The organism is Geodermatophilus sabuli, from assembly GCF_010686765.1.
In the GTDB taxonomy this organism is placed as follows: Bacteria; Actinomycetota; Actinomycetes; order Mycobacteriales; family Geodermatophilaceae; genus Geodermatophilus; species Geodermatophilus sabuli_A.
Genome location: NZ_JAAGWF010000007.1, coordinates 176,849 through 202,383 on the forward strand (window position 1 = coordinate 176,849; position 25,535 = coordinate 202,383).

Consider the following 25,535-nt stretch of genomic DNA (forward strand, 5'->3'; position numbering starts at 1 on the left):
CCCGGCAACCGCGGCCCCGCGGCGGGGGCGGCCGGCGGGGGTCGGCTGCGTCGCTGCGTACGATCACGCGGTGACACCGGAGCAGTTGGGCGACGTCGTCCGGAGCGCCGTGGCCGCCGCCGTCGACCGCGGCGTGCTGCCCGTCGCGGTCCCCGATGCGGTCGTCATCGAGCGCCCGAAGAACCCCGAGCACGGTGACTACGCGACCAACGTCGCGCTGCGGCTGGCCAAGCCGGCGGGGCGCCCACCGCGCGCGGTCGCGGAGGTGCTCGCCGAGGAGCTCGCGGCGCACCCGGGCATCGCCGCGGTGGACGTCGCGGGTCCCGGCTTCCTCAACATCACCCTCGCGCAGGGCGCGCTGGGCCGGATCGCGGTGGACGCGGTCACGGCGGGGGCGGGCTACGGCCGCACCGGCACCCTGGCCGGCCAGCGGCTGAACCTGGAGTTCGTCTCGGCCAACCCGACCGGCCCGGTGACCCTCGGATCCACCCGCTGGGCCGCCGTCGGCGACGCCCTCGGCCGGCTGCTGGAGGCCAGCGGCGCGCAGGTGAGCCGCGAGTACTACGTCAACGACGCCGGTGCGCAGATCGAGCGGTTCGGCCGCAGCCTGCAGGCCGTCGCGCTGGGCCGGCCGGTGCCGGAGGACGGCTACCAGGGCGACTACGTCGAGACCGTCGCCCGGCAGCTGGTCGCCGACGTCCCGGGTCTCCTGGAGCGGCCCGAGGACGAGCAGCTCGCCGTGTTCGCCGAGCGCGGGGTGGCCGCCATGGTCGCCGACATCCGGGCCACCCTCGACGGCTTCGGCGTGCACTTCGACACGTTCTTCTCCGAGCGGACCCTGCACGAGTCCGGAGCCCTGGAGAAGGCCGTCGCCACGCTGCGCGACCAGGGCCACGTCTACGAGGCCGACGGTGCGGTCTGGCTCCGGACGACGGACTTCGGCGACGACAAGGACCGGGTCCTGGTCAAGGCCGGCGGTGAGCCCACCTACTTCGCGGCGGACTGCGCCTACTACCTGGACAAGCGCGCCCGCGGCTTCGACCGCGTCGTGATCATGCTGGGGGCCGACCACTCCGGGTACGTCGGCAGGTACAAGGCGCTGGTGGCCGCGGCCGGTGACGACCCGGCCACGCACCTGGAGATCCTCATCGGCCAGCTGGTCAACCTGGTGCGCAACGGTGAGCCGGTCCGGATGAGCAAGCGCAAGGGCAACTTCGTGCTGCTCACCGACCTGGTGGACGCCGTCGGGATCGACGCCGCCCGCTACGCCCTGGCCCGGGCGTCGGTCGACCAGCAGATCGACATCGACGCCGACCTGTGGAGCCGGCAGACCAACGACAACCCGGTCTTCTACGTGCAGTACGCGCACGCCCGGATCTCCTCGGTGCTGCGCAACGCGGCCGACCTGGGGCTGTCCCTCGGCGAGGCCGGCGCCGTCGACGCCGCCCAGCTGACCCACGAGCGGGAGAACGACCTCCTGCGGGCGATCGGCGAGTTCCCGCGGGTGGTCACCTCCGCCGCCGAGTTCCGGGCCCCGCACCGGGTCGCCCGCTACCTGGAGGAGCTGGCCGGCACCTACCACCGGTTCTACGACTCCTGCCGGGTGCTGCCCCGGGGCGACGAGGAGGCCACTCCGCTCACCACCGCCCGGCTGTGGCTGTGCGCGGCCACCGCGGTCGTGCTCCGCAACGGTCTCGGCGTCCTGGGCGTCCGCGCCCCGGAGCGGATGTGAGGGCGCACCCCGCGGGGCCGCTGCACGCGGGCATCGCCCCGCCGCCGGCCGCCGGCGCGCCCCCGGCCGACCTCGGCGTCCTCGACCCGCACGTGTGGCCCCGTTCGGCCCAGCGGGTAGACGGCGAACTGCGGCTGGGCGGCCGGCCGGTCACCGAGCTGGCCCGCGCCCACGGGACGCCGCTGTTCGTCCTCGACGAGGCCGACTTCCGTGGCCGGGCCGCCGACTTCGCGGCCGCCTTCGACGGCGCGGACGTGCACTACGCCTCCAAGGCCTTCCTCTGCGGGCAGGTGGCCCGGTGGATCGCCGACGACGGCCTGCACCTGGACGCCTGCTCCGGCAACGAGCTGGCCGTCGCGCTGGCCGCCGGCTTCCCGGCCGGGCGGATCGCGCTGCACGGCAACAACAAGAGCCTGGTCGAGCTGCAGCTGGCCGTCGACGCCGGCATCGGGCACGTCGTGCTCGACTCCTTCGACGAGATCGACCGGCTGCTGCCGCTGGCCGGCGCCCGGGTGGCCGCCGGGGGCGCCCCGGTGCCGGTGCTGATCCGCACGACCGTGGGCATCGAGGCGCACACCCACGAGTTCATCGCCACCGCCCACGAGGACCAGAAGTTCGGCTTCTCGCTCGCCACCGGCGACGCGCTGGCCGCGGCCCGCCGGGTGGTCGCCGAGCCGGCGCTGCGGCTGACCGGCCTGCACAGCCACATCGGCTCGCAGATCTTCGACACCGCCGGTTTCGAGGCCGCCGCCCACCGCGTGGTCGGCCTGCTCGGTGCGGTCCGGGACGCGACCGGCGAGGTGCTGCCCGAGCTGAACCTCGGGGGCGGCTTCGGCATCGCCTACCTGCCCGAGGACGACCCGGTCAGCCCGGACGACGTGGCGTCGCGGCTGCGGGCCGTGGTGGCCCGCGAGTGCGCCGAGCTGGACCTGCCGATGCCGCGGCTGGCCGTCGAGCCGGGCCGGGCGATCGCGGCGCCGGGCACCGTCACCCTGTACGAGATCGGCACCATCAAGCCGGTGCAGCTGGGGGCCAGCGGTGCCCCGGGGACGCCGCTGGTGCGCAACTACGTCTCGGTGGACGGCGGGATGAGCGACAACATCCGCACCGCCCTCTACGACGCCGCCTACACCTGCGTGCTGGCCAACCGCACCTCCGACGCCGCGCCCGCGCTGTGCCGGGTGGTCGGCAAGCACTGCGAGAGCGGCGACATCCTGGTCCGCGACCTCTGGCTGCCCTCGGACGTGCAGCCCGGCGACCTGCTCGCCGTCGCCGCCACCGGCGCCTACTGCTGGTCGATGGCCAGCAACTACAACTACCTGCTGAAGCCGCCGGTGGTCGCGGTGCGGGAGGGCGTCGCCACCGAGATCGTGCGGCGTCAGACACTGTCGGACGTGTTCGCCCTCGACGCCGTCCTCGCCGACCTGCCCGCGCCCTCCCCGGCCATCGACCAGCCCGCGCCGGAGCACGCCGCGGGGGTCCGCTCGACGAGCTCGCGGGTCGACGTGGAGGTGCAGTCGTGAGCGCTCCGCTCAAGGTGGCCCTGCTGGGCTGCGGCACCGTCGGCGGGGCGGTGCTCCGGCTGCTCGACCAGCAGGCCGAGGACCTCGCCGCCCGCATCGGCCGGCCGGTGGAGGTGGCCGGCGTCGCCGTCCGCCGTCCCGACCGGCACCCCGAGGTGCCGGCGCACCTGCTCACCACCGACGCCCACGGCCTGGTGACCCGGCCCGACGTCGACCTCGTCGTCGAGGTCATCGGCGGCATCGAGCCGGTGCGCTCGCTGCTGCTGGCCGCCTTCGAGGCGGGCAAGTCGGTGGTCAGCGCGAACAAGGCGCTGCTGGCCGACGACGGCTCCGCGCTGCACCACGCCGCCGCCAAGGCCGGCGTGGACCTCTACTACGAGGCGTCGGTCGCCGGGGCGATCCCGCTGCTGCGCCCCCTGCGGGAGTCGCTGGCCGGCGACCAGCTGCGCCGGGTGGTGGGCATCGTCAACGGGACGACCAACTACATCCTCTCCCGCATGGCCGAGACCGGGGCCGGCTTCACCGAGGCGCTGGCCGAGGCGACCGAGCTCGGCTACGCCGAGGCCGACCCGACCGCCGACGTCGACGGCTTCGACGCCGCCGCCAAGGCCGCGATCCTCGCCTCGCTGGCGTTCCACACCGAGGTCACCGCCGCGGACGTCTACCGCGAGGGCATCTCCGCGGTCACCGCCACCGACGTGGCCCGGGCCGCCGAGATCGGCTGCACGGTGAAGCTGCTGGCCATCTGCGAGCGGGTCGCGCCGGCGGGCGAGGACGCCGAGGGCGGGGACTCCGTCGCCGTCCGCGTGCACCCGGCGATGATCCCGACGACGCACCCGCTGGCCGCCGTCGGCGGGGCGTTCAACGCCGTCTTCGTCGAGGCCGAGGCCGCCGGCCAGCTGATGTTCTACGGCCAGGGCGCGGGTGGGGAGCCCACCGCCAGCGCCGTCCTCGGCGACCTCGTCGCCGTCGCGCGCAACCGGGCGGCCGGCGTCGCCGGCCCCGGCGTCACGACCTACGCGGGGTTGCCCGCGCGGCCGATCGCCGAGACCCCGACGCGGTACCACGTCAGCCTCGACGTCGCGGACAAGCCCGGTGTGCTCGCCACGGTCGCGCAGGAGTTCGCGCGCAACGGGGTGAGCATCGCCACCGTCCGTCAGGACGGGCACGGCGACGCCGCCACGCTGGTGATCGTCACCCACAGCGCTCCCGACGCCGCCCTGTCGCGAACCGTCACCGCGCTCCGGGAGATGCCCGCCGTGCGCGCTGTGACCAGCATCCTGCGGGTGGAGGGACTCTCATGACCACGGAGCTGCCGGTGCGGCGCACGGCCTCGCCGTACTGGCCAGGGCTGATCGAGGCCTACCGCGACCGGCTGCCGGTGAGCGACAGCACGCCGGTGGTCACCCTCCAGGAGGGTGCGACGCCGCTGGTGCCGGCGCCGGAGCTGTCCCGCCGCACGGGCTGCGACGTGTACCTCAAGGTCGAGGGCGCCAACCCGACCGGGTCGTTCAAGGACCGCGGGATGACGATGGCCATCACCAAGGCCGTCGAGGAGGGCGCGCAGGCGGTCATCTGCGCCTCCACCGGCAACACCAGCGCCAGCGCCGCGGCCTACGCCGCCCGTGCCGGCCTGGTCTGCGCCGTCCTCGTGCCGCAGGGCAAGATCGCTCTGGGGAAGCTCGCCCAGGCGCTGGTGCACGGGGCCAAGCTGCTGCAGGTCGACGGCAACTTCGACGACTGCCTCGCGCTCGCCAGCAAGCTCTCGATCGACTACCCGGTCAGCCTGGTCAACAGCGTGAACCAGTACCGCATCGAGGGCCAGAAGACGGCGTCCTTCGAGATCGTCGACGTCCTCGGCGACGCCCCCGACATCCACTGCCTGCCGGTCGGCAACGCCGGCAACATCACCGCCTACTGGCAGGGGTACCGCGAGTACGCCGCCGACGGCACCGCGACCCGGACGCCGCGGATGTGGGGCTTCCAGGCCGCCGGCGCGGCGCCGATCGTCAGCGGGCAGGTCGTCGAGCAGCCGCAGACCATCGCCACCGCGATCCGGATCGGCAACCCGGCCTCCTGGACCAAGGCGCTGGCCGCCCGCGACGAGTCCGGCGGGCGGATCGACGCGGTCACCGACCGCGCTATCCTGGCCGCCTACCGGCTGCTGGCCCGCAGCGAGGCGGTGTTCGTCGAGCCCGCGTCGGCGGCCTCGGTCGCGGGGTTGCTGCAGGTCGCGGAGGCCGGGGAGCTCGAGCCGGGCCAGCGGGTCGTCTGCACGGTCACCGGGAACGGCCTCAAGGACCCCGACTGGGCCATCTCCGGAGCGCCCGCGCCGGTGACCGTCCCCGTCGACGCCGGCGTGGCCGCCGCCCAGCTGGGCCTGTGAGCCCGACCGTCCGCGTCCGCGTGCCGGCCACCAGCGCCAACCTGGGGCCCGCGTTCGACTGCGCCGGGCTGGCGCTGACCTGCCACGACGTCCTGGAGTTCACGGTCGCACCGGCCGGGCTGGCCGTGGAGGTGACCGGCGTCGGCGCCGGCGAGCTGCCCACCGACGAGACGCACCTCGTCGTCCGGGCCTTCCGGGCGGCCTGCGCCGACCTCGGCTGGAGTCCGACGGGGCTGCGCGTGGTCGCCGAGAACGGCATCCCGCAGGGGCGGGGGATGGGCTCCTCGGCCGCCGCCGTGGTCGCCGGGGTGCTGGGCGCCTGGGGGCTGTGCCCCGACGTCGAGACCATCGACCTCGACGAGGTGCTGCGGCTGGCCACGGAGCTCGAGGGCCATCCCGACAACGTGGCCGCCTGCCTGCTGGGAGGGGCGACCCTGTCGTGGATGACCGCCGACGGTGCGCGCGCCGACCGGCTCACGGTGCACCCGGACGTCGTGCCGGTGCTGCTGGTCCCCGACGCGACGCTGTCGACGCACCTGGCCCGCGGCCTGCTGCCCGACGTCGTCCCGCACGGTGACGCCGCCTTCACCGCCGGGCGGGCCGCGCTGCTGGTGCACGCACTGACCACCGAGCCGGCCCTGCTGCTCGAGGCCACCGAGGACCGGCTCCACCAGCGGCAGCGCGCCGAGGCGATGCCGGCCTCGCTGGCGCTCGTGGACCGGCTGCGCGCGGCAGGGCACGCCGCGGTCGTGTCCGGCGCCGGACCGACGGTCCTGACGCTCGCGCAGGGCCCCGCGGCGGCGCAGGAGGTCGCGGGACTCACCCCTCCGGGGTGGACCGTCCTCCCCGTGGAGGTGGACACCTCGGGGGCCCGCGTGCTCGCCGGGCGACCTCAGGTATCGTCTCGGTAACGAGGAACACACCGGTACCGACCAGTGTTGTCGTGGCCGTGAGCTGCTACTAGGCTCACGGCGTAGCCGCCCAGTCGGGCGAGCCTCGCGCGGGACGTTGCAGACGATCCATTCCGTCGCCGCAGATCCGCCTCGCACCCACTCGATCTCGTTCTCCCCTCTGTCCCGCTCCCGGGGCCGGACGGGAGGGCCAGGTCACCCCCTGCGCTGGTAGGCGCAGGTCACCGCAGGGAAGGACCTGTACGTGAGTGACACCACCGACCTCGTCGCGGACGCCCCTCAGGGCGCTGGCACGGACGAGGCACCTGCCGCTCCTGGGACGGCAGGCCGCACCCGCCGCCGCGGCAGCGGGCTGTCCGGCATGCTGCTGCCCGAGCTGCAGCGGCTGGCGGCCGAGCTCGGCATCCCTGGCACCGGCCGGATGCGCAAGGGCGACCTGGTCGCCGCCATCTCCGAGCGCCAGGTGGGCGAGCCCGCTCCCGCCGCGCCGGTCAACGGCACGCCGTCCGGCGGCCCAGTGGCCGACGTCCCCGACGCCGCCGGCGCCGGGACCCCCGCCGCCGAGCCCGCCCCGGCTCCGCCCATCGAGGCCCCGGTCAGCGGCGGCGCCAACGGCACGCCGGTGACCCCCACCAGCGACACCATGCCGGAGGCGGCGCCCCGTCGCCGCCGCGCCGCGAGCCGGCCTGCCGGAGCACCGGGGGCAGACGCCTCCGCCCCCGCGCCCGCCGCCGAGGCCCCCTCCACCACCCCCGAGCCGCGCACCGAGGCGCCCGCCGCCGACAGCACCGCGCCGGCGCCCGCGCCCGCGCGCACCGAGGACGAGCGCCCCGAGGGCGAGCGGCCGCAGCGGAGCCGGGACCGCGGCGAGCGCGGTACCCGCACCCGCGGCGACCGGGACGGCGCCGGCCGGGACAGTCGCGACAACGGCGACCGTGCCGAGCGCGGCCCCCGCGACAACGGCGACCGCACCCGGGACACCCGCGACGGCGCCGACCGGCCCGAGCGCGGTCTCCGTGACAACGGCGACCGCACGCGCGACAACGCCGCCCGGGACAACGCCCCTCGGGACAACGCGAACCGCGACGGCGGCAACCGTGACAACGCCAACCGCGAGGGCGCCGGCCGCGGCCCGGACCGGAACGAGCGTGCCGGCCGGCCGGACACCCGCGACAACGCCAGCCGCAACGACCGCACCGACCGGGGCGGCAACGACCGCCCGGACGAGGACGACGACGACTTCGAGGGTGGGCGCGGCCGTCGCGGGCGCCGCTACCGCGACCGCAACCGCCGCGGGACCACCACCGGCCGGGAGCGCTTCGAGCCCACCGAGCCCACGGTCAGCGACGACGACGTCCTGCTGCCCGTCGCCGGCATCCTCGACGTCCTGGACAACTACGCGTTCGTCCGCACGTCGGGCTACCTGACCGGGCCGAACGACGTCTACGTCTCGCTGTCACAGGTGCGCCGGCACGGCCTGCGCCGCGGTGACGCGATCACCGGCGCCGTCCGCCAGCCGCGCGAGGGCGAGCGCAAGGACAAGTACAACGCGCTGGTCCGGCTCGACACCGTCAACGGCCTGGACCCCGAGCAGGCCCGCCAGCGGCCGGACTTCACCAAGCTGACCCCGCTCTACCCGCAGGAGCGCCTGCGGCTGGAGACCGAGCCGCACCTGCTGACCACCCGCGTCATGGACCTGGTCATGCCGATCGGCAAGGGGCAGCGGGCACTGATCGTGAGCCCGCCCAAGGCCGGCAAGACGATGGTGCTGCAGTCGATCGCCAACGCGATCACGACGAACAACCCCGAGTGCCACCTCATGGTCGTCCTCGTCGACGAGCGGCCCGAGGAGGTCACCGACATGCAGCGCTCGGTGAAGGGCGAGGTCATCGCCTCGACCTTCGACCGGCCGCCGTCGGACCACACCACGGTCGCGGAGCTGTCCATCGAGCGGGCCAAGCGCCTGGTCGAGATGGGCCACGACGTCGTCGTCCTGCTGGACTCGATCACCCGGCTGGGTCGCGCCTACAACCTGGCGGCCCCGGCCAGCGGGCGCATCCTGTCCGGTGGTGTGGACTCCACGGCGCTGTACCCGCCGAAGCGCTTCCTCGGCGCCGCCCGCAACATCGAGAACGGCGGCTCGCTGACCATCATCGCCTCGGCGCTGGTGGAGACGGGCTCCACGATGGACACGGTCATCTTCGAGGAGTTCAAGGGCACCGGTAACGCGGAGATCAAGCTCGACCGCCGGCTGGCGGACAAGCGGGTCTTCCCGGCCGTCGACGTCAACGCGTCGGGCACGCGCAAGGAGGAGATCCTCATGTCGCCCGACGAGCTCGCCATCGTCATCAAGCTGCGCCGGGTGCTCGCCGCGCTCGAGCCGCAGCAGGCGCTGGAGCTGCTGCTCGACAAGCTGAAGAAGACCCGCAACAACATCGAGTTCCTCATGCAGATCCAGAAGACGACGCTCGGCCCCGGCAACGACTGAACGAGGACCCCGGGGCCCCACCGCTCGCGAGCTCGCGTGGGGCCCCGCAGCGGGGCCGTCACCGGCGGGTGTGGGCCGTCGGGGATACTGGGCGATCGAGCCCCGCGGCGTGGCCGGAATGACCGGCCGGCCGCCGGCGTTCCACCACTCGAACGACACAGACTTCGGAAGAGGCGAGATGAAGCAGGGAATCCACCCCGACTACCACACCACCACGGTGACCTGTGGCTGCGGGAACACGTTCACCACCCGCAGCACGGCGCCCGGCGGCACGCTGACCGTCGAGACCTGCTCCGCTTGCCACCCCTTCTACACGGGCAAGCAGCGGATCCTGGACACCGGCGGCCGCGTCGCCCGCTTCGAGAAGCGGTTCGGCAAGCGCAACGCCGGCACCGGCGCCGAGAAGTAGCACACCCGACGGCGCCCGCCCCACCCTCGACGGTGGGGCGGGCGCCGTTGCCATGTCCGGACCCCGTTCGCATGACCGCACGTCCCGAGAGGTGCCCCCATGAGCAGCAGCACCGTGGCCGGGCCGACCGGCCAGCCCGACCTGCTGAGCGGGCTGCTGGCCGAGCACGCCGCGCTGGAGAGCGAGCTGGCCGACCCGGCCGTGCACGCCGACCAGGCGCGCGCCCGGCGCCTGGGGCGCCGGTACGCACAGCTCGCGCCGCTCGTCGAGACCGCCCGCGCCCTCGACGAGGCGCGTGGCGACCTCGGCACCGCCCGCGAGCTGGCCGCCGAGGACCCGACCTTCGCCACCGAGGCCGCCGGGCTCGAGCTGCGGATCGACGAGCTGACCGGCCGGTTGCGCGAGCTCCTGCTGCCCAAGGACCCCGACGACGACAAGGACGTCATCCTCGAGATCAAGGCGGGGGAGGGCGGCGCGGAGTCGGCCCTGTTCGCCGGCGACCTGCTGCGCATGTACCTGCGCTACGCCGAGCGGCGGGGCTGGTCGGCCGAGGTCATCGACGCGGTCGAGGCCGACCTGGGCGGGTACAAGGACGTCTCGGTCGCGGTGAAGTCACGCGGGGACGAGGGCATCTGGTCGCGGCTGAAGTTCGAGGGCGGCGTGCACCGCGTCCAGCGGGTGCCGGTCACCGAGTCGCAGGGCCGCATCCACACCTCGGCTGCCGGTGTCCTGGTCCTCCCCGAGGCGGAGGAGGTCGACGTCACCGTCGACCCGAACGACCTCCGCATCGACGTCTTCCGGTCCTCGGGGCCGGGCGGGCAGAGCGTGAACACGACCGACTCCGCCGTCCGCATCACGCACCTGCCCAGCGGCATCGTGGTCAGCTGCCAGAACGAGAAGAGCCAGCTGCAGAACAGGGAGTCCGCCCTGCGGATCCTGCGCTCGCGGCTGCTGGCGGCCGCCCGTGAGGAGGCCGCCGCCGTGGCCAGCGACCAGCGCCGCAGCCAGGTGCGGACGATGGACCGCAGCGAGCGGGTGCGCACCTACAACTTCCCGGAGAACCGGATCGCCGACCACCGGGTCGGCTTCAAGGCGCACAACCTCGACCAGGTCCTCGACGGCGAGCTCGACGCGGTCATCGACGCGCTGACCCGCGCGCACACCGCCGAGCTCATGGCGGCGGGCTCCTGAACACCCGTCCGCTGCTCGCCGACGCCGCGCGGCAGCTGGCCGACGCCGGCGTCGAGTCCCCGCGGGTGGACGCCGAACTGCTGCTCGCCCACGTGCTGGCCGTTCCCCGGACCCGGCTGCTGACCCTCGACGACGTCCCCGCCGACGCCGCCGCGCGGTTCGAGGCGCTCGTCGGGCAGCGGGCGGACCGGGTGCCGCTGCAGCACCTCACCGGGCGGGCACCGTTCCGCTTCCTGGAGCTCGCCGTCGGCCCCGGCGTCTTCGTGCCGCGGCCGGAGACCGAGCTCCTGGCCGGCTGGGCGCTGGAGCGGCTGGCCGGCACCGACGGACCGATCGTCGTCGACCTGGGCAGTGGCTCCGGCGCGCTGGCGCTGTCCATCGCGCACGAGCACCCCGGTGCCCGGGTGACCGCGGTCGAGCGCGACCCCGGCGCCATCGCCTGGACCCGGCACAACGCCCTGACCCGCGTGGGGGCTGGGGACACCCCCGTGGGGGTCGTCGAGGGCGACATGACCGATCCGGGCCTGCTGTCGGAGCTCGACGGGCGGGTCGCGCTCGTCGTGTCCAACCCGCCGTACGTGCCCGACGGCGCCCGGGTGCCCCGGGAGGTCGCCGAGCACGACCCGCCGCTGGCGCTCTGGGGCGGCCCCGACGGGCTGGACGTCGTCCGCGGACTGCTGGCCGTCGCCGCGCGGCTGCTGCACCCCGGTGGTTGGCTCGGGATCGAGCACGCCGACCAGCAGGGCAGCGCGCTGCCCGCCGTCGTCCGCGCGCACGGCGGGTTCGCCGACGTCGAGGACCACCCCGACCTGGCCGGGCGACCCCGGTTCACCACCGCCCGCCGCGCGGCGGGATGACAGACTCCCGCGACGTGTCCACTCCCTCCACCCCGGCGACCTTCGACTGCACCGACCCCGACGCCCGCGCCGCCGGGCTGGAGGCCGCGAGGACGGCGATCGGCCAGGGGGACCTGGTCCTGCTGCCCACCGACACCGTCTACGGCGTGGCCGCCGACGCGTTCACCCCGGCCGCGGTCCTCCGCCTGCTCGCCGCGAAGAACCGCGGCCGCACCATGCCGGTGCCCGTGCTCATCGGCGAGGCGTCCACCCTGGCCGGCCTCGTGGGTGCCGTGCCGCCGGTGGCCACCCAGCTGGCCGAGGCGTTCTGGCCCGGTGGGCTGACCCTCGTCCTGGAGCACGCGCCGTCCCTGGCCTGGGACCTGGGGGACGCCGAGGGCACCGTCGCCGTCCGGCTGCCCGACGACGACATCGCGCGGGACCTGCTGCGCCGCACCGGCCCGCTGGCGGTGTCCAGCGCCAACCGGTCGGGGCGCCCGGCGGCGACCAGCGCCCAGCAGGCGATCGCGCAACTCGGCCTGCACGCGGCGGTGGTCCTCGACGGGGGCCCGCGTACCGGGTCGGGCGCCAGCACCATCGTGGACTGCACCGGCCCGGTCCCCCGGGTGCTGCGCATCGGCGCGCTGCCGGTCGACCGGCTGCGCGAGGTCGTGCCGGAGCTCACCGACTGAGGGAGGGCCCGCCCGGTCTCCGCGGGCTCGGGGACGGGGCCACGAGGGCTCGGCCACGCCGAGGAGGGGAGGGGCCGCGCGCGGTCCCGCTCGGCCGGCCACCGGAGCGTTACCGTGGGACGACCGCCGTCGTCCCGATCCCAGGAGTCCCGCCGCGATGAGCACGTCCTCCGGGGGCCCCGGCGCGGGCCGGACGTCCGCGGGCGCGAGCCCGCGCCGCCCCGCCTGACCCATGCGCGAGTACGCCGTCGTCCTGCTCACCGCGGGGCTGGTCACCTTCCTGGCCACCCCGGTGGTGCGGATGGCGTCGATCCGGCTGCGGATGATGGCGGCCCCCCGCGAGCGGGACGTGCACGTCATCCCGACCCCGCGCGGTGGCGGCGTCGCCATGTACCTCGGCGTCGCCGCGGCGATCCTGGTGGCGACCCGGCTGCCGGCGTTGCAGCGCACCTTCGAGGACTCCCAGACCGCGGCGGTCCTCGTCGCCGGTGGGCTGATCTGCGCGCTCGGCGTCCTCGACGACAAGTTCGGCCTGGACGCCCTGACGAAGCTCACCGGCCAGATCGCCGCGGCCGGCGTGATGGTCCTGCTCGGCGTGCAACTGGCGTTCGTCTTCCTGCCGGTCGCCGACATCGGCACGCTGTCCCTGGGTCCGTCCATCGGCGTGCCGCTGACCATCCTGCTGACCGTCCTCACGGTCAACGCGCTGAACTTCATCGACGGCCTGGACGGGCTGGCGGCGGGGGTGTCGGCGCTCGCCGCGCTGGCCTTCTTCGCCTACAGCTACCACCTGGGCGTCGTCGGCTACGACCAGGTGGCCAGCGCCCCGGCACTGATCACCGCCGTCCTGGCCGGCGCCTGCCTGGGGTTCCTGCCGCACAACTTCAACCCGGCCCGGATCTTCATGGGTGACTCGGGGTCGATGCTGGTCGGTCTCATGCTGTCGGCGGCCGCGGTGAGCGCGACCGGACGGGTGGACCCGCAGTCGTTCGACTCCGCGGCGAGCCTGCTGCCCCTCGCCCTGCCGTTGCTGGTGCCGATCGCCGTCCTGTTCATCCCGTTCATCGACCTGGTGATGGCCGTCATCCGCCGGAGCCTGCGCGGCCAGTCGCCGTTCTCGCCGGACAAGATGCACCTGCACCACCGGCTGCTCGCGATCGGCCACTCCCACCGCCGGGCGGTGCTGGTCATGTACTTCTGGGCCGCCCTGCTGTCCTTCGGCGCGGTGGCGCTGTCGATCACCGGGGGCCGGGCCGAGCTCCTGGTCGCCATCGCCGTCCTGCTCGTCGTCGGCGTCGTCGTCGTGCTCAGCCCCCGGGCCCGCCGGGCCGCCCGTGAGGCCCGTGCCGCGGAGCTCGTCGCCCAGCGGCAGCGCAGCCGGGCCGACCACCCCACGGCGCGCGCGGTCCGAGCCGTCCCCCCGACCGTCCCCGGCCGGTCCACCGACCCGGCCGCCGAGCCCGCCCCGCGTGCCGCGGGCGCGGGGCAGGGAGTCCGATGACCAGCGCCGACACGTCCCGGGAGATCCCCTGGGACCTCTCCTTCCTGCGCGTGGGGACGGCGGTCACGGCCGCGCTGACCGCCGTCGCCGCCCCGCTCGCCGGGGTCCTCGGCGGCTGGGACGACGCCCTCGCCGTGCTGGTCGGGGCGGCGGTCGTCACCTCCTTCTTCGCCGTCTCGGGGGTGGTCATCGCCTGGGCCGGTCGGTACGGAGAGGCCTTCACCCTGCCGGCGGCCCTGGGGTCCTTCCTCGTCAAGGTCCTGGTCCTGGCCACGGTGCTGCAGGCGCTCCCGGCCGACGGGTGGGCGGACCGCCGGACGCTGGCCTGGACGGTGATCGCCGGGGCGCTGCTGTGGAGCGGCGTCCAGCAGCGGTGGGTGTGGACCCGGCGCCTGTACTACGTGCAACCCCCCGCTCCGCCGACCTGAACCGGCCCCAGGACCGCCCGACCGGGGGACCTCCCCGCCGCCGGGAGGCGCCGCGACACGCGGCTGATAGTGTCCGGAACCGATGGCCGGGGACAGCTCCTCTCGCGGGAACTCCGGACCTCGACCTGCAGATCCAGCTCGTCAGCCCAGTGGGGCCGACATCGGCTGGGGGATCACCGGGACGATGCTCTCCGGGATCATCGTGTGGGGCGGGGTCGGGCTGCTGCTCGACCGCTGGTGGGGCACGAGCTTCGTCGCCCTGATCGGCGTTCTCCTCGGCCTGACGGTGGCCATCTACCTGGTGGTCGTCAAGTACGGTGCCGTGCCCCCAGCCGAGGGGGCGCGGGGCACAGGCTCCAGCCAGGCCGGGCGACGCCGCCCGACCAGGACGCAGAAGGGACAACGGTGACCTCCAGCGCCCTCGCGCTCGCCGACGTGCTCGCCGCCGAAGGCGGCGGCGACAGTGGCTTCCAGTCTCCGAGCATCGAGGAGTTCTACCCGGAGCCGCTCGTCTCGTTCTCCCTCCTGGGGATCGACTTCGACATCACGCGGATCACCGTGATCATGTGGATCGCCACCGCCGCGATCGTGATCCTGCTGGTCATGGCCGCCCGCAAGGCGACCGTCGTGCCGGGCAAGCTGCAGTACATCGCCGAGAGCGGCTACTCGCTGATCCGCGACGGCATGGCCCGCGACGTCATCGGCCCCAAGGGCCTGCCGTTCGCGCCGTTCCTCGCGTCGCTGTTCTTCTTCATCCTCGCGAACAACTTCATGAGCATCGTCCCGTTCTTCCAGATCTCGCCGAACTCCAAGTTCGCCATCCCGCTGGTCCTCGCGGTGATCGTCTGGGTGCTCTACAACTGGGTCGGCATCCGGGAGCAGGGCGCGGGCAGGTACTTCAAGGACGCCGCGATCCCGCCGGGCGTGCCGATCGGCGCGCTGATCCTCGTCACGCCGATCGAACTGCTCCAGGTCTTCGTCATCCGGCCGTTCACCCTGGCCGTCCGGCTCTTCGCGAACATGTTCGCCGGCCACATGCTGCTGGTGGTGTTCGCCCTCGGGACGACGTACCTGCTGACGGTCGGCAACTTCTCGGTGATCTTCAGCCCGTTCGCGTTCCTGATGGCGCTGGTCATGACCTTCTTCGAGTTGCTGGTCATCGTCCTGCAGGCCTATGTCTTCACGGTGCTCACGGCGACCTACCTCAACGGCGCCGTCGAACCCGCCCACTGACCGCTCCACCCGCACCACCCCCGCCAGCCGCTCGGGAACGATCCCGGGCGACCGACACAGGAGGAAGACCTCGTCATGGACCTCGACGTCCTCGCAGAGCTGACCGGCAGCATCGGCTCGGTGGGTTACGGCCTCGCCGCCATCGGACCCGGTATCGGTGTGGGCATCGTCTGGGCCGCCTACATCCAGGCGACCGCCCGGCAGCCCGAGTCCGCCGGCCTCACCCGCACCTACGCCTTCCTCGGTGCCGCACTCTCCGAGGCCCTGGCCCTCATCGGCCTGGTCGTGCCCTTCATCTTCGGTCAGTGAGCCGGCGCGCCGGATCGCACCCACCTGACGTAGGGACGGAACGAGCATGAGTGTCCTGGCTGCGGAGTCGACCAACCCGTTGCTCCCCCCGCTGGGGGAGATCATCGTCGGGACGATCACCTTCGCCATCGCGTTCTTCGTGCTGGCCAAGTTCGTCTGGCCCCGCCTGGAGCAGGTGTTCCGCGCTCGCCGTGAGGCGATCGAGGGCGGCATCGAGCGGGCGGAGGCGATGCAGGCCGAGGCGAAGGCCTCGCTGGAGCAGTACCGCGCGCAGCTGGCCGAGGCCCGCACCGAGGCCGCCCAGATCCGCGACCAGGCGCGCGCGGAGGGCCAGCAGATCCTCGAGGAGCTGCGGGCCCAGGCCCAGCAGGAGTCCGCGCGGATCGTCGCCCGCGGCGAGGAGCAGCTGGCCACCTCGCGGCAGCAGGTGGTCAACGAGCTGCGCGGCCACATCGGCGCGCTGGCCGTGGACCTCGCCGGCCGGGTGGTCGGGGAGTCCCTGGAGGACGACGCCCGCCGCAGCGGCACCGTCGACCGGTTCCTCGACCAGCTCGACGGCATGTCCGCCGGCTCGCCCGACGGACGCACCGGCAGCTCGGTGTACGCCCCGGAGGGCAACCGCTGATGGACGCCTCGAGCCGTGCGGCGCTGGAACAGGCGCGCGAGCGCCTGGACGAGCTGACCCGACCGGCCTCGGGCCTGATCGAGAAGGCCCGGGACCGCCTCACCGGACAGCCGAGGGTCGACTCCGGCGACGAGATCGTCGGTCTCGCCGACGAGCTGTTCGCCGTGGCCCGGCTGCTCGGCGAGCAGGTGGGGCTCCGGCGGGCGCTCTCGGACCCGTCGGGCAAGCCGGCCGAGCGGTCGGCGCTGGCCCGGCGGGTGTTCGGCGGCAAGGTGTCCGACGCGGCGCTCGACCTGGTCGAGACGGTGGCCCGGCAGCGCTGGTCGCGGCCGCTGGACCTGGTGGAGGCCGCCGAGATCCTGGCCACCGACGCCGCCCTCGACGCCGCCGACGCCCGCGGGGAGCTCGACGGTGTCGAGGACGAGCTGTTCCGGTTCGGCCGGATCGTCGCCGGTGACCCCGCCCTGTCGCGGATCCTCACCGACCGCGCCGCCCCGGCAGCGGGCAAGACCGCGCTGCTCGACCGGCTGCTCGCCGACCGGGTCAGCCCGATCACCGCGTTGCTGTTGCGCAACCACCTCACCACCCGGCACGTCGGGAACGCCGAGACCGCGATCGAGCGGCTCTCCGAGGTGGCCTCCAGCCGCCGCGGCCGGTCGGTCGCGCACGTGACCTCGGCCGTCCCGCTGACCGCGGCGCAGGAGCAGCGGCTGGCCGGCGTGCTCAGCCGGCTCTACGGCCGTCCCATCGGATTGCAGGTGACCGTCGACCCGAGCGTCCTCGGCGGCCTGGTGATCCGCGTCGGTGACGAGGTGATCGACGGCAGCATCGTGCACCGACTCGAGGCCGCCGGCCGGCGGCTCGTCGGCTGATCCCGGCCCCACTCCAGCAGACAGACACCACCCAGCAGGGAAGAGGACGCCACCCATGGCCGAGCTGACGATCTCCGCAGACGAGATCCGCAGTGCCATCCAGAACTACGTCACCGACTACTCCCCGGACGTCTCGCGGGAAGAGGTCGGGATCGTCACCGAGGCCGGCGACGGCATCGCCCGGGTCGAGGGCCTGCCCTCGGTCATGACCAACGAGCTGCTCGAGTTCGAGAGCGGCGTCCGTGGGCTGGCCCTGAACCTGGACGTGCGCGAGGTCGGTGTCGTCGTCCTCGGCGACTACGCCGGCATCGAGGAGGGCCAGCAGGTCCGTCGTACCGGTGAGGTCCTCTCCGTGGCCGTCGGCGACGGGTACCTGGGTCGTGTCGTGGACCCGCTGGGGAACCCGATCGACGGCGCGGGGCCGATCGAGACCACCGGCCGTCGCGCCCTCGAGCTGCAGGCGCCGACCGTGGTGCAGCGGCAGTCGGTGCACGAGCCGATGCAGACCGGGATCAAGGCGATCGACGCCATGACCCCGATCGGCCGCGGTCAGCGCCAGCTGGTCATCGGTGACCGCCAGACGGGCAAGACGGCGATCGTCACCGACACGATCATCAACCAGAAGGAGGCCTGGGCGACCGGCGACCCGAAGCAGCAGGTGCGCTGCATCTACGTCGCGGTCGGCCAGAAGGGCTCCACGATCGCCGCCATCCGCTCCGCCCTCGAGGAGGCCGGCGCGATGGAGTACACGACCATCGTCGCCGCTCCGGCGTCGGAGGCCGCGGGCTTCAAGTACATCGCCCCCTACACCGGCTCGGCCATCGGCCAGCACTGGATGTACGAGGGCAAGCACGTCCTCATCGTGTTCGACGACCTGTCCAAGCAGGCCGAGGCCTACCGCGCCGTCTCGCTGCTGCTGCGCCGTCCGCCGGGCCGCGAGGCCTACCCGGGCGACGTCTTCTACTTGCACTCCCGCCTGCTGGAGCGCTGCGCGAAGCTCTCCGACGAGCTCGGCGCGGGCTCGATGACCGGGCTGCCGCTGATCGAGACCAAGGGCAACGACGTGTCGGCCTACATCCCGACCAACGTCATCTCGATCACCGACGGGCAGATCTTCCTCGAGACGGGTCTGTTCAACTCCGGTGTGCGCCCGGCGATCAACGTCGGCATCTCGGTGTCCCGCGTGGGTGGATCGGCGCAGATCAAGGCGATGAAGTCCGTCGCCGGCCGGCTGCGCCTGGACCTGGCCCAGTTCCGCGAGCTCGAGGCCTTCGCCTCCTTCTCCTCCGACCTGGACGCCTCCAGCCGGGCGACGCTGGACCGCGGTCAGCGCCTGGTCGAGCTGCTCAAGCAGGGCCAGTACTCACCGTTCCCGGTCGAGCGCGAGGTCGTCTCGCTGTGGCTGGGCACCACCGGCAAGCTCGACAAGGTCCCGGTGCCCGAGGTGCGCCGGTTCGAGGCCGAGTTCCTCGACTTCGTCGGCCGCAGCCACAACGGCATCTTCGACGAGATCCGGCAGAGCCGGACCCTCGGCGACGACGCCACCCGCGGCCTCGAGGCGGCGGTGGAGGACTTCTACGGCCAGTTCCAGCTGTCCGACGGCGGGACGCTGCACCTCAACGAGCCCGAGGCCGAGGCGATGGACGCGTCCCAGCGCGGCCAGGAGCGCGTCCAGGTCAAGCGGAGCGCCTGACCATGGCCGGTTCCCTCCGCGCGCTGCGGCGCCGCATCCGCTCCACCCAGTCGACGAAGAAGATCTTCTCGGCGCAGGAGCTGATCGCCGGTGCCCGCATCGTGCGCGCCCAGGCCCGGGTGGAGGCGTCCAAGCCCTACGCCCGGGAGATCACCCGGGTGCTGTCGGCGCTGGCGTCCTCGGCGTCCCTGGACCACCCGCTGCTCACCGAGCGGCAGAACGCGCGCCGGGCGGCGGTCCTCGTGATCACGTCCGACCGCGGGTTCGCCGGGTCGTACAACGTCAACGTGCTGCGCCGCACCGAGGAGCTGCTCGCGCTGCTGCGCCAGGAGGGCAAGGAGCCGGTCCTCTACGTCGTCGGCCGCAAGGGGGAGACGTACTACTCCTTCCGCGACCGTCCGATGGCCGACACGTTCACCGGCTTCTCCGAGCAGCCGAACTACCCCGACGCCCAGCGGGTGGGGGAGGAGCTCATCGCCGCCTTCACCGCCGGTGAGGACGACGACGGGTCGGACGTCGACGGCGTGGACGAGCTGCACATCGTCTACACCGAGTTCCGCTCGCTGCTCTCCCAGGTCCCGGTCGCCAAGCGGATGGCTCCGCTGGAGGTCGAGGAGGTCGAGGAGTTCGACTACGAGCGGGAGGACCGCGAGCAGGGCGTGTCCGGCGACGGCGGGGTGCCGACCTCCTACGAGTTCGAGCCCTCGGCCGAGGCGCTGCTGGACGCGCTGCTGCCCAAGTACGTCACCACCCGCATCTACGCGGCGATGCTGGAGGCCGCGGCCTCGGAGTCGGCGTCGCGGCGGCGGGCGATGAAGTCGGCGTCGGACAACGCCGAGGAGCTGGCGAAGAACCTCTCCCGGCAGGCCAACCAGGCCCGCCAGGCGGAGATCACCCAGGAGATCAGCGAGATCGTCGGCGGTGCCGACGCGCTCGTGTCGGCCGGCGCCGACGACTGACCCCCTCCCCGTTCCGGCGGGGACACTGACACGCGACGAGCAAGCGAGCCCGAGGGCAGGAGAGCAGTTCAGATGACCGTCACCGAGGACCGTCCGACCAACCAGCAGACGACGGGGTCCGGCCGCGTCGTGCGGGTCACCGGGCCGGTCGTCGACGTCGAGTTCCCGCGCGACGCGATGCCCGACCTGTTCAACGCCCTGAAGGTGGAGGTCACCCTCGCCGACCTGGGCAAGACCATGACCCTCGAGGTCGCCCAGCACCTCGGCGACAACGTGGTGCGCACCATCTCCATGCAGCCGACCGACGGCCTGGTCCGCGGCGCCGAGGTGATCGACACCGGCACGGCGATCAACGTGCCGGTCGGCCCGGGCGTCACCGGGCACGTGTTCAACGCCCTGGGCGAGTGCCTGGACGAGCCCGGCTACGGCGCCGACCTGCCGCGCTGGACGATCCACCGGCACGCCCCCCGGTTCGACCAGCTCGAGGGCCGCACCGAGATGCTGGAGACCGGCATCAAGGTCATCGACCTGCTGACGCCGTACGTGGCGGGCGGGAAGATCGGCCTGTTCGGCGGTGCCGGCGTCGGCAAGACCGTGCTGATCCAGGAGATGATCCGCCGCGTCGCCCAGGAGTTCGGTGGCGTCTCGGTGTTCGCCGGCGTCGGCGAGCGCACCCGCGAGGGCAACGACCTCATCACGGAGATGACCGAGTCCGGCGTCATCGAGTCCACGGCGCTGGTCTTCGGCCAGATGGACGAGCCGCCGGGCACCCGGCTGCGGGTGGCCCTCTCCGCGCTGACGATGGCGGAGTACTTCCGGGACGAGCAGAACCAGGACGTGCTGCTCTTCATCGACAACATCTTCCGGTTCACCCAGGCCGGTTCCGAGGTCTCCACGCTGCTCGGCCGCATGCCCTCCGCGGTGGGCTACCAGCCGACGCTGGCCGACGAGATGGGTGAGCTGCAGGAGCGGATCACCTCGACGCGCGGTCACTCGATCACCTCGCTGCAGGCGATCTACGTCCCCGCGGACGACATCACCGACCCGGCCCCGCACACCACGTTCGCGCACCTCGACGCGACGACCGTGCTCTCCCGGCCGATCTCGGAGAAGGGCATCTACCCGGCCGTGGACCCGCTGGACTCCACCAGCCGGATCCTCGACCCGCAGTACGTGGGCCAGGAGCACTACTCGATCGCCCGCGAGGTGCAGCGCATCCTGCAGCGCTACCAGGAGCTGCAGGACATCATCGCCATCCTCGGCATCGACGAGCTCGGCGAGGAGGACAAGGTCACCGTCAACCGGGCGCGGCGCATCGAGCGGTTCCTCTCGCAGAACATGTTCGTGGCCGAGGCCTTCACCGGTCAGCCGGGCTCGTTCGTGCCGCTGTCGGAGACCCTGCAGTCGTTCAAGGCCCTGACCGAGGGCGAGTACGACCACCTGCCCGAGCAGGCGTTCTTCATGTGCGGCGGGCTCGAGGACCTCGAGCGCAACGCCGACAAGCTCAAGAAGGGGTGAGGCCCACCCTTCAGGGCCCCATGCCTCGCACGTCCGGCGGGGAGCCCTGAAGGGTGGCCGGCCCTCTGCGGAGGCCACCACGACGACGGCCGGGTCCCCCACGGGGGACCCGGCCGTCGCGCGTGTCGGTGCATGGAGACCCCCAGACCTGGGCACCAGTGACGAAAGACCTGGTGTCCCCCGCCTCAAGCGCGGGATGCTCGGTGCCGATCAGACAGCGAGGACGCCCGGAGAGCCCGGGTGACGTGCGGGAGACGATGGTGGACGGGACGAGCGGGGTCATGCCGGACGGAGCCGACTGGAGTTGGCCGCCGTCGGGCGGTGTGCCCTACACCAGCGGACAGCAGTTCGTCACCGAGCACTGGGCGCCGGCGTCCACGGTGCGCCACCCGTGGGTGCGCGTCGGCCGCTGGACGCTGCTCTACCGCCGCGCGGCCTGAGCCGGCCGCGGTCCCGGTCGGTCGGTCACAGCCAGGCGGTCACAGCCAGTAGGTGTCGTGGCGGACCATGAACTCCGCGCGCTCCTCGGGACTCATCTGCTCACCGCGCGCCAGGGTCTCGAAGTAGTCCTCGCGCGGCCCGCCCGGCGCGAACATCAGCAGCATCGAGGCGTGGTCGCCGCCCCGGAAGCCGTGGATGCCGCCCTCCGGGACGTACAGGAAGTCCCCGGTCGTCGCGGTCAGCCAGGTGGTCCCGTCGAACAGCCGTACCTCACCGGAGAGCACGTAGAACTGCTCCGAGATCGCCCGGTGGAAGTGCGCGTCGGGTCCGGACTCCTCGCGGCCGAAGGTCCACCGGTACAGGCCGAACCGGCCCTGGGTCTGGTCGCCGGTCGCCAGGAACTCGCAGGTCACACCGCTGGCCGACGTGGTGTCGGGTGCCTGGTCGGCGCGTCGGGTCCAGGCGCTGACCTCGCCGGTGCTGCCGCGGTAGAGGTCCGGGGGGTAGTGCCGGTGCAGGGACACGGCGGCATCACCCGGCCCGAAGCGGCCGGACGCGGAGGGCCGGGACGGACGGGCCGGCGGCCGGCCCCTCGGGTACCGGCGACGCCAGCTCCACCAGGATGCGCATCCGCCCCTCCTCCACTGTGTGGCACCGCCGCACGGGTGCGCCGGCTCCGCCGCTATTGTGGACGACGACCCGTCGCCGGAGCCGTGGTTCCCGGCGATCTGAGCACCGCCCCGTCGGTGGACCCCGAGGAGTGTCGTGGCGACCCTGCAGGTCGAGTTGGTGGCCGTCGAGCGGCTGATCTGGTCCGGCGAGGCGAGCATGGTCATCGCGCGCACGACCGAGGGCGAGCTGGGCGTCCTGCCCGGGCACGCGCCGCTGCTCGGTGAGCTGGCACCAGGTGGCGTCGTCCGCATCCGGACCACCGACGGCGACGACATGATCGTCGCCGCGCACGGCGGCTTCCTGTCGGTGACCCAGCGGGGGGTGTCGATCCTCGCCGAGACGGCGGAGATCTCCTCCGAGATCGACGTGGAGCGGGCCCGCGAGGCGCTGCGCCGCGCGGAGGAGGGCGGGGACGACCCCGACGCCATGGCTGCCGCGCGCCGGGCCCAGTCCCGGCTGGCCGCCGCTGGTCAGGACGCCTGAGCCGCGAGCTGACCCACCGCCCGTGACCCGCCGGCCCCCGGGATGACCACCTTCCTGCTCGTCCTGGCCGGCGCGCTCGTCGTCGCGCTGGTGGTCGCCTTCCTGCTCCGCCGGCGGTTCCTGCTCTCCGGTCTGGGCGCGGTCACCATGTGGCTGCGGCCGACCGGGTCGCCCCGCTGGTCGGTGGGGGTCGCCTGGTACGGCGGGGACGCGCTGCTCTGGTACCGCGCCCTGTCGCTCTCCGTCCGCCCCCAGCACCGGCTGTGCCGGGCCGAGCTGCAGGTCGAGGGTCGGCGCCAGGTCGCGGTCGAGGACGTGTCCCTGCCCGCGGACGTGGTCGTGCTCTCCTGCGCCACCGCGGACGGCCCCCGGGAACTGGCCATGGACCTCTCGACGGTGACCGGGTTCCTCTCCTGGGTGGAGTCCGCGCCCCCCGTCCGATGAGGAAGGACCCCCCACCGCTCGAAGGCTCGCGGCGGGACCCTGCAGGGGGCAGCCTGGGCACCGCCCCGAGCGTGCGAGCGGTGTGGAGGAGGGGGCCCTCTCTCAGGTCCCGCGGGCCGCGCGCTGGGTGTGTGCCCCGCTGTGCGCGCCCGGCTCCCAGAGGACGTCGCCGCCGGGGTTGGCCTCGCGGGCGAGGATGAACAGCAGGTCCGACAGCCGGTTGAGGTAGCGCGCGGTCTCGGGGTTGGTGCGGTCGCCGTCGGCCGCCAGCAGCGCCCAGACGCTGCGCTCGGCCCGGCGCACGACGACCCGGGCCTGGTGCAGCAGGGCGGCCAGCGGGGTGCCGCCCGGCAGGATGAAGCTGGTCAGCGCCGCCAGGGCCTCGTTGTGCACGTCGCAGGCGCGCTCGAGCCGCTCGGTGTAGGCCGCCGTCACCCGCAGCGGCGGGTACTCCGGAGCGGGCGTGATCGGCGTCGACAGGTCGGCACCGACGTCGAAGAGGTCGTTCTGGACCTCGCGCAGCAGCTCGGCCAGGTCCGCCGCCGGCGAGCCGAGCGCCAGGGCGACGCCGAGCACGCTGTTGGCCTCGTCGACGTCGGCGTACGCGACCAGCCGCGGATCGGTCTTGGCCACCCGGCTCATGTCGCCGAGGTGCGTCTGGCCGGCGTCGCCGGTCTTCGTGTAGATGCGGGTCAACCGGACGGTCATGCCCGCGAGCCTAGGAGAGGAGGACCCCGCTGCCCCCGGCCGAGTCCCGCTGGGCGTCCCGAGCGCGCGGGGACGAGGAGGACGGGGTCCGTCCCCTCGCGGCGGCTTGCTCCAGCGGGGCCACCCGTAGGGTGGGCCGGTGGAGTGCTTCGAGGTCACCGGCGGCACGGCCCTGACCGGTCGGGTGCGGGTCACCGGCGCCAAGAACAGCGCCCTCAAGCTGATGGCCGCCGCGCTGCTGGCCGCCGGGCGGACCACCATCGAGGAGGTCCCCGACATCCTCGACGTCTCGATCATGAGCGAGGTGCTGCGCCGGCTGGGCTGCGACGTCCGGTACGAGCGCTACCCCCACGGGGGCGGCGGCGGCCGCGTCGTGGTCGACGTGCCCGACGAGCCGGCCACCGAGACCGACTACGACCTCGTGCGCAAGATGCGCGCGTCGATCAGCGTGCTGGGCCCGCTGGTCGCCCGCTGCGGATCTGCCCGGGTCGCCCTGCCCGGCGGCGACGCGATCGGATCCCGCGGGCTGGACATGCACATCTCCGGCCTCGAGCGGCTGGGCGCGACGATCGAGAGCGAGCACGGCTTCCTGGTGGCCACGGCGCCCCGGCTGACCGGCACCTCCCTGTGGCTGGACTTCCCCTCCGTGGGGGCCACCGAGAACCTGGTGATGGCCGCGGTCCTCGCCGAGGGCACCACCGTGATCGACAACGCCGCCCGTGAGCCCGAGATCGTCGACCTCTGCTCGATGCTGACCGCGATGGGCGCGGTCATCGAGGGCGCCGGCACCTCGACGATCGCCGTCGAGGGGGTCGAGGACCTCAAGCCGGTCACGTACACGACCGTCCCCGACCGGATCGTGGCCGGCACCTGGGCCATCGGCGCGGTGATGACCAGGGGCGACGTCGTCATCGAGCGGGCCGTCGCCGACCACCTCACCGTCGCGCTGGCCAAGCTCACCGACGCCGGGGCGCACGTCGAGCCGCTGGCCGACGGCGTGCGGGTGGCCATGGACGGTCGGCCGCGCTGCGTGGACGTCGTCACGCTGCCCTACCCGGGGTTCCCGACCGACCTGCAGCCGATGGCGGTGGCCCTGGCCGCCGTCTCCACCGGCACCGCGCTGATCACCGAGAACGTGTTCGAGGGCCGGTTCATGTTCGTCAACGAGCTGGTCCGGCTCGGCGCCTCGGTGCGCATCGACGGCCACCACGCCGTCGTCCGGGGCCGCGAGCGGCTCTCCAGCGCGCCGGTGGTCGCCACCGACATCCGCGCCGGGGCCGGACTGGTGCTGGCGGGGCTGCTCTCCGACGGTGTCACCGAGGTGCAGGACGTGCACCACGTCGACCGCGGCTACCCCGACTTCGTCCAGCAGCTGCGTGGCCTGGGCGTCCAGATCGAACGGGTGCAGCGCCCCGACTGAGACGGGGTCCTCGTGCCCCCGGACCTCGCTCCGGCCCCTGCACGAGGGCCGTCCCGATCTG

26 protein-coding genes are annotated in these 25,535 nt (G+C 73.6%); 24 read left to right on the forward strand and 2 right to left on the reverse strand.

Translation table 11 applies throughout. From position 1 onward, the window contains the following. Positions 1–70: 70 nt before the first annotated feature. From argS to GCU56_RS05905, 21 genes are all read left to right on the forward strand, one after another. Positions 71–1,732 (forward strand): arginine--tRNA ligase, encoded by a 1,662-nt coding sequence (gene argS, locus GCU56_RS05805; protein ID WP_163480562.1) that lies wholly within the window; start codon positions 71–73, stop codon positions 1,730–1,732. Then, positions 1,729–3,255: a diaminopimelate decarboxylase gene (gene lysA, locus GCU56_RS05810; protein ID WP_163480563.1), complete on the forward strand. Its 1,527-nt coding sequence runs from the start codon at positions 1,729–1,731 to the stop codon at positions 3,253–3,255. The genes argS and lysA overlap by 4 nt, the downstream gene beginning before the upstream one ends. After that, on the forward strand, positions 3,252–4,559 hold the full coding sequence (locus tag GCU56_RS05815; protein ID WP_163480564.1) for a homoserine dehydrogenase: 1,308 nt from the start codon (positions 3,252–3,254) through the stop codon (positions 4,557–4,559). The genes lysA and GCU56_RS05815 overlap by 4 nt, the downstream gene beginning before the upstream one ends. Then, entirely contained in the window at positions 4,556–5,641 is a 1,086-nt protein-coding gene (thrC, locus tag GCU56_RS05820; RefSeq protein WP_163480565.1) for a threonine synthase, read from the forward strand. The genes GCU56_RS05815 and thrC overlap by 4 nt, the downstream gene beginning before the upstream one ends. A gap of 20 nt (positions 5,642–5,661) precedes the next feature. After that, on the forward strand, positions 5,662–6,552 hold the full coding sequence (gene thrB / locus GCU56_RS05825; protein ID WP_345771663.1) for a homoserine kinase: 891 nt from the start codon (positions 5,662–5,664) through the stop codon (positions 6,550–6,552). A 244-nt stretch (positions 6,553–6,796) separates the two neighbouring features. Next, positions 6,797–9,040, forward strand: coding sequence for a transcription termination factor Rho (rho, locus tag GCU56_RS05830; protein WP_163480567.1), 2,244 nt, complete (start codon positions 6,797–6,799; stop codon positions 9,038–9,040). Positions 9,041–9,218: 178 nt separating this feature from the next. Beyond that, entirely contained in the window at positions 9,219–9,449 is a 231-nt protein-coding gene (gene rpmE, locus GCU56_RS05835; RefSeq protein ID WP_163480568.1) for a 50S ribosomal protein L31, read from the forward strand. A gap of 99 nt (positions 9,450–9,548) precedes the next feature. After that, a complete protein-coding gene (gene prfA / locus GCU56_RS05840) occupies positions 9,549–10,640 on the forward strand; it encodes a peptide chain release factor 1 (RefSeq protein WP_163480569.1) in 1,092 nt (363 codons plus the stop codon). 11 nt (positions 10,641–10,651) lie between these two features. Beyond that, the gene (gene prmC / locus GCU56_RS05845) at positions 10,652–11,497 is read left to right on the forward strand and encodes a peptide chain release factor N(5)-glutamine methyltransferase (protein WP_275585737.1); all 846 of its coding nucleotides are present in this window, start codon (positions 10,652–10,654) and stop codon (positions 11,495–11,497) included. A 14-nt stretch (positions 11,498–11,511) separates the two neighbouring features. Then, positions 11,512–12,168, forward strand: a complete 657-nt coding sequence (locus GCU56_RS05850) for an L-threonylcarbamoyladenylate synthase (protein WP_345771664.1) — start codon at positions 11,512–11,514, stop codon at positions 12,166–12,168. 232 nt (positions 12,169–12,400) lie between these two features. Next, positions 12,401–13,669: a glycosyltransferase family 4 protein gene (locus GCU56_RS05855; protein ID WP_163480571.1), complete on the forward strand. Its 1,269-nt coding sequence runs from the start codon at positions 12,401–12,403 to the stop codon at positions 13,667–13,669. Beyond that, positions 13,666–14,097: a hypothetical protein gene (locus GCU56_RS05860; protein WP_163480572.1), complete on the forward strand. Its 432-nt coding sequence runs from the start codon at positions 13,666–13,668 to the stop codon at positions 14,095–14,097. The genes GCU56_RS05855 and GCU56_RS05860 overlap by 4 nt, the downstream gene beginning before the upstream one ends. Positions 14,098–14,281: 184 nt before the next feature. Further along, complete coding sequence (locus tag GCU56_RS05865) at positions 14,282–14,506, forward strand: hypothetical protein (RefSeq protein WP_239521817.1); 225 nt, start codon at positions 14,282–14,284, stop codon at positions 14,504–14,506. Continuing rightward, entirely contained in the window at positions 14,503–15,330 is an 828-nt protein-coding gene (gene atpB / locus GCU56_RS05870) for a F0F1 ATP synthase subunit A (RefSeq protein ID WP_163480574.1), read from the forward strand. The genes GCU56_RS05865 and atpB overlap by 4 nt, the downstream gene beginning before the upstream one ends. A gap of 75 nt (positions 15,331–15,405) precedes the next feature. Then, a complete protein-coding gene (gene atpE, locus GCU56_RS05875) occupies positions 15,406–15,639 on the forward strand; it encodes an ATP synthase F0 subunit C (RefSeq protein WP_163480575.1) in 234 nt (77 codons plus the stop codon). Between the two features lie 46 nt (positions 15,640–15,685). Further along, positions 15,686–16,264 carry a F0F1 ATP synthase subunit B gene (locus GCU56_RS05880; protein ID WP_163480576.1) on the forward strand — a complete coding sequence of 193 codons (579 nt, stop codon included), beginning with the start codon at positions 15,686–15,688 and terminating at the stop codon, positions 16,262–16,264. Beyond that, positions 16,264–17,136 carry a F0F1 ATP synthase subunit delta gene (locus tag GCU56_RS05885; protein ID WP_163480577.1) on the forward strand — a complete coding sequence of 291 codons (873 nt, stop codon included), beginning with the start codon at positions 16,264–16,266 and terminating at the stop codon, positions 17,134–17,136. The genes GCU56_RS05880 and GCU56_RS05885 overlap by 1 nt, the downstream gene beginning before the upstream one ends. Positions 17,137–17,191: 55 nt before the next feature. After that, positions 17,192–18,829 carry a F0F1 ATP synthase subunit alpha gene (gene atpA / locus GCU56_RS05890; protein ID WP_163480578.1) on the forward strand — a complete coding sequence of 546 codons (1,638 nt, stop codon included), beginning with the start codon at positions 17,192–17,194 and terminating at the stop codon, positions 18,827–18,829. A gap of 2 nt (positions 18,830–18,831) precedes the next feature. After that, positions 18,832–19,788 (forward strand): F0F1 ATP synthase subunit gamma, encoded by a 957-nt coding sequence (locus tag GCU56_RS05895; protein WP_163480579.1) that lies wholly within the window; start codon positions 18,832–18,834, stop codon positions 19,786–19,788. 72 nt (positions 19,789–19,860) lie between these two features. Continuing rightward, positions 19,861–21,306, forward strand: coding sequence for a F0F1 ATP synthase subunit beta (atpD, locus tag GCU56_RS05900; RefSeq protein WP_163480580.1), 1,446 nt, complete (start codon positions 19,861–19,863; stop codon positions 21,304–21,306). A 281-nt stretch (positions 21,307–21,587) separates the two neighbouring features. Next, entirely contained in the window at positions 21,588–21,746 is a 159-nt protein-coding gene (locus GCU56_RS05905) for a hypothetical protein (protein ID WP_163480581.1), read from the forward strand. A 39-nt stretch (positions 21,747–21,785) separates the two neighbouring features. Here the strand turns inward: GCU56_RS05905 and GCU56_RS23755 are convergent, their stop codons facing one another. Continuing rightward, entirely contained in the window at positions 21,786–22,271 is a 486-nt protein-coding gene (locus GCU56_RS23755) for a cupin domain-containing protein (RefSeq protein ID WP_345771665.1), read from the reverse strand. A 241-nt stretch (positions 22,272–22,512) separates the two neighbouring features. On the opposite strand from GCU56_RS23755, the gene GCU56_RS05915 reads away from it, so the two are divergent. Further along, positions 22,513–22,902: a F0F1 ATP synthase subunit epsilon gene (locus GCU56_RS05915; protein ID WP_163480582.1), complete on the forward strand. Its 390-nt coding sequence runs from the start codon at positions 22,513–22,515 to the stop codon at positions 22,900–22,902. A gap of 42 nt (positions 22,903–22,944) precedes the next feature. Further along, on the forward strand, positions 22,945–23,346 hold the full coding sequence (locus GCU56_RS05920; RefSeq protein ID WP_163480583.1) for a DUF2550 domain-containing protein: 402 nt from the start codon (positions 22,945–22,947) through the stop codon (positions 23,344–23,346). Between the two features lie 102 nt (positions 23,347–23,448). Here GCU56_RS05920 and GCU56_RS05925 read toward each other — a convergent pair whose 3' ends face one another. Continuing rightward, positions 23,449–24,054, reverse strand: coding sequence for a cob(I)yrinic acid a,c-diamide adenosyltransferase (locus GCU56_RS05925; protein WP_163480584.1), 606 nt, complete (start codon positions 24,052–24,054; stop codon positions 23,449–23,451). A gap of 139 nt (positions 24,055–24,193) precedes the next feature. On the opposite strand from GCU56_RS05925, the gene murA reads away from it, so the two are divergent. Beyond that, entirely contained in the window at positions 24,194–25,474 is a 1,281-nt protein-coding gene (gene murA / locus GCU56_RS05930) for a UDP-N-acetylglucosamine 1-carboxyvinyltransferase (RefSeq protein ID WP_163480585.1), read from the forward strand. The last annotated feature ends 61 nt before the right edge of the window (positions 25,475–25,535 follow it).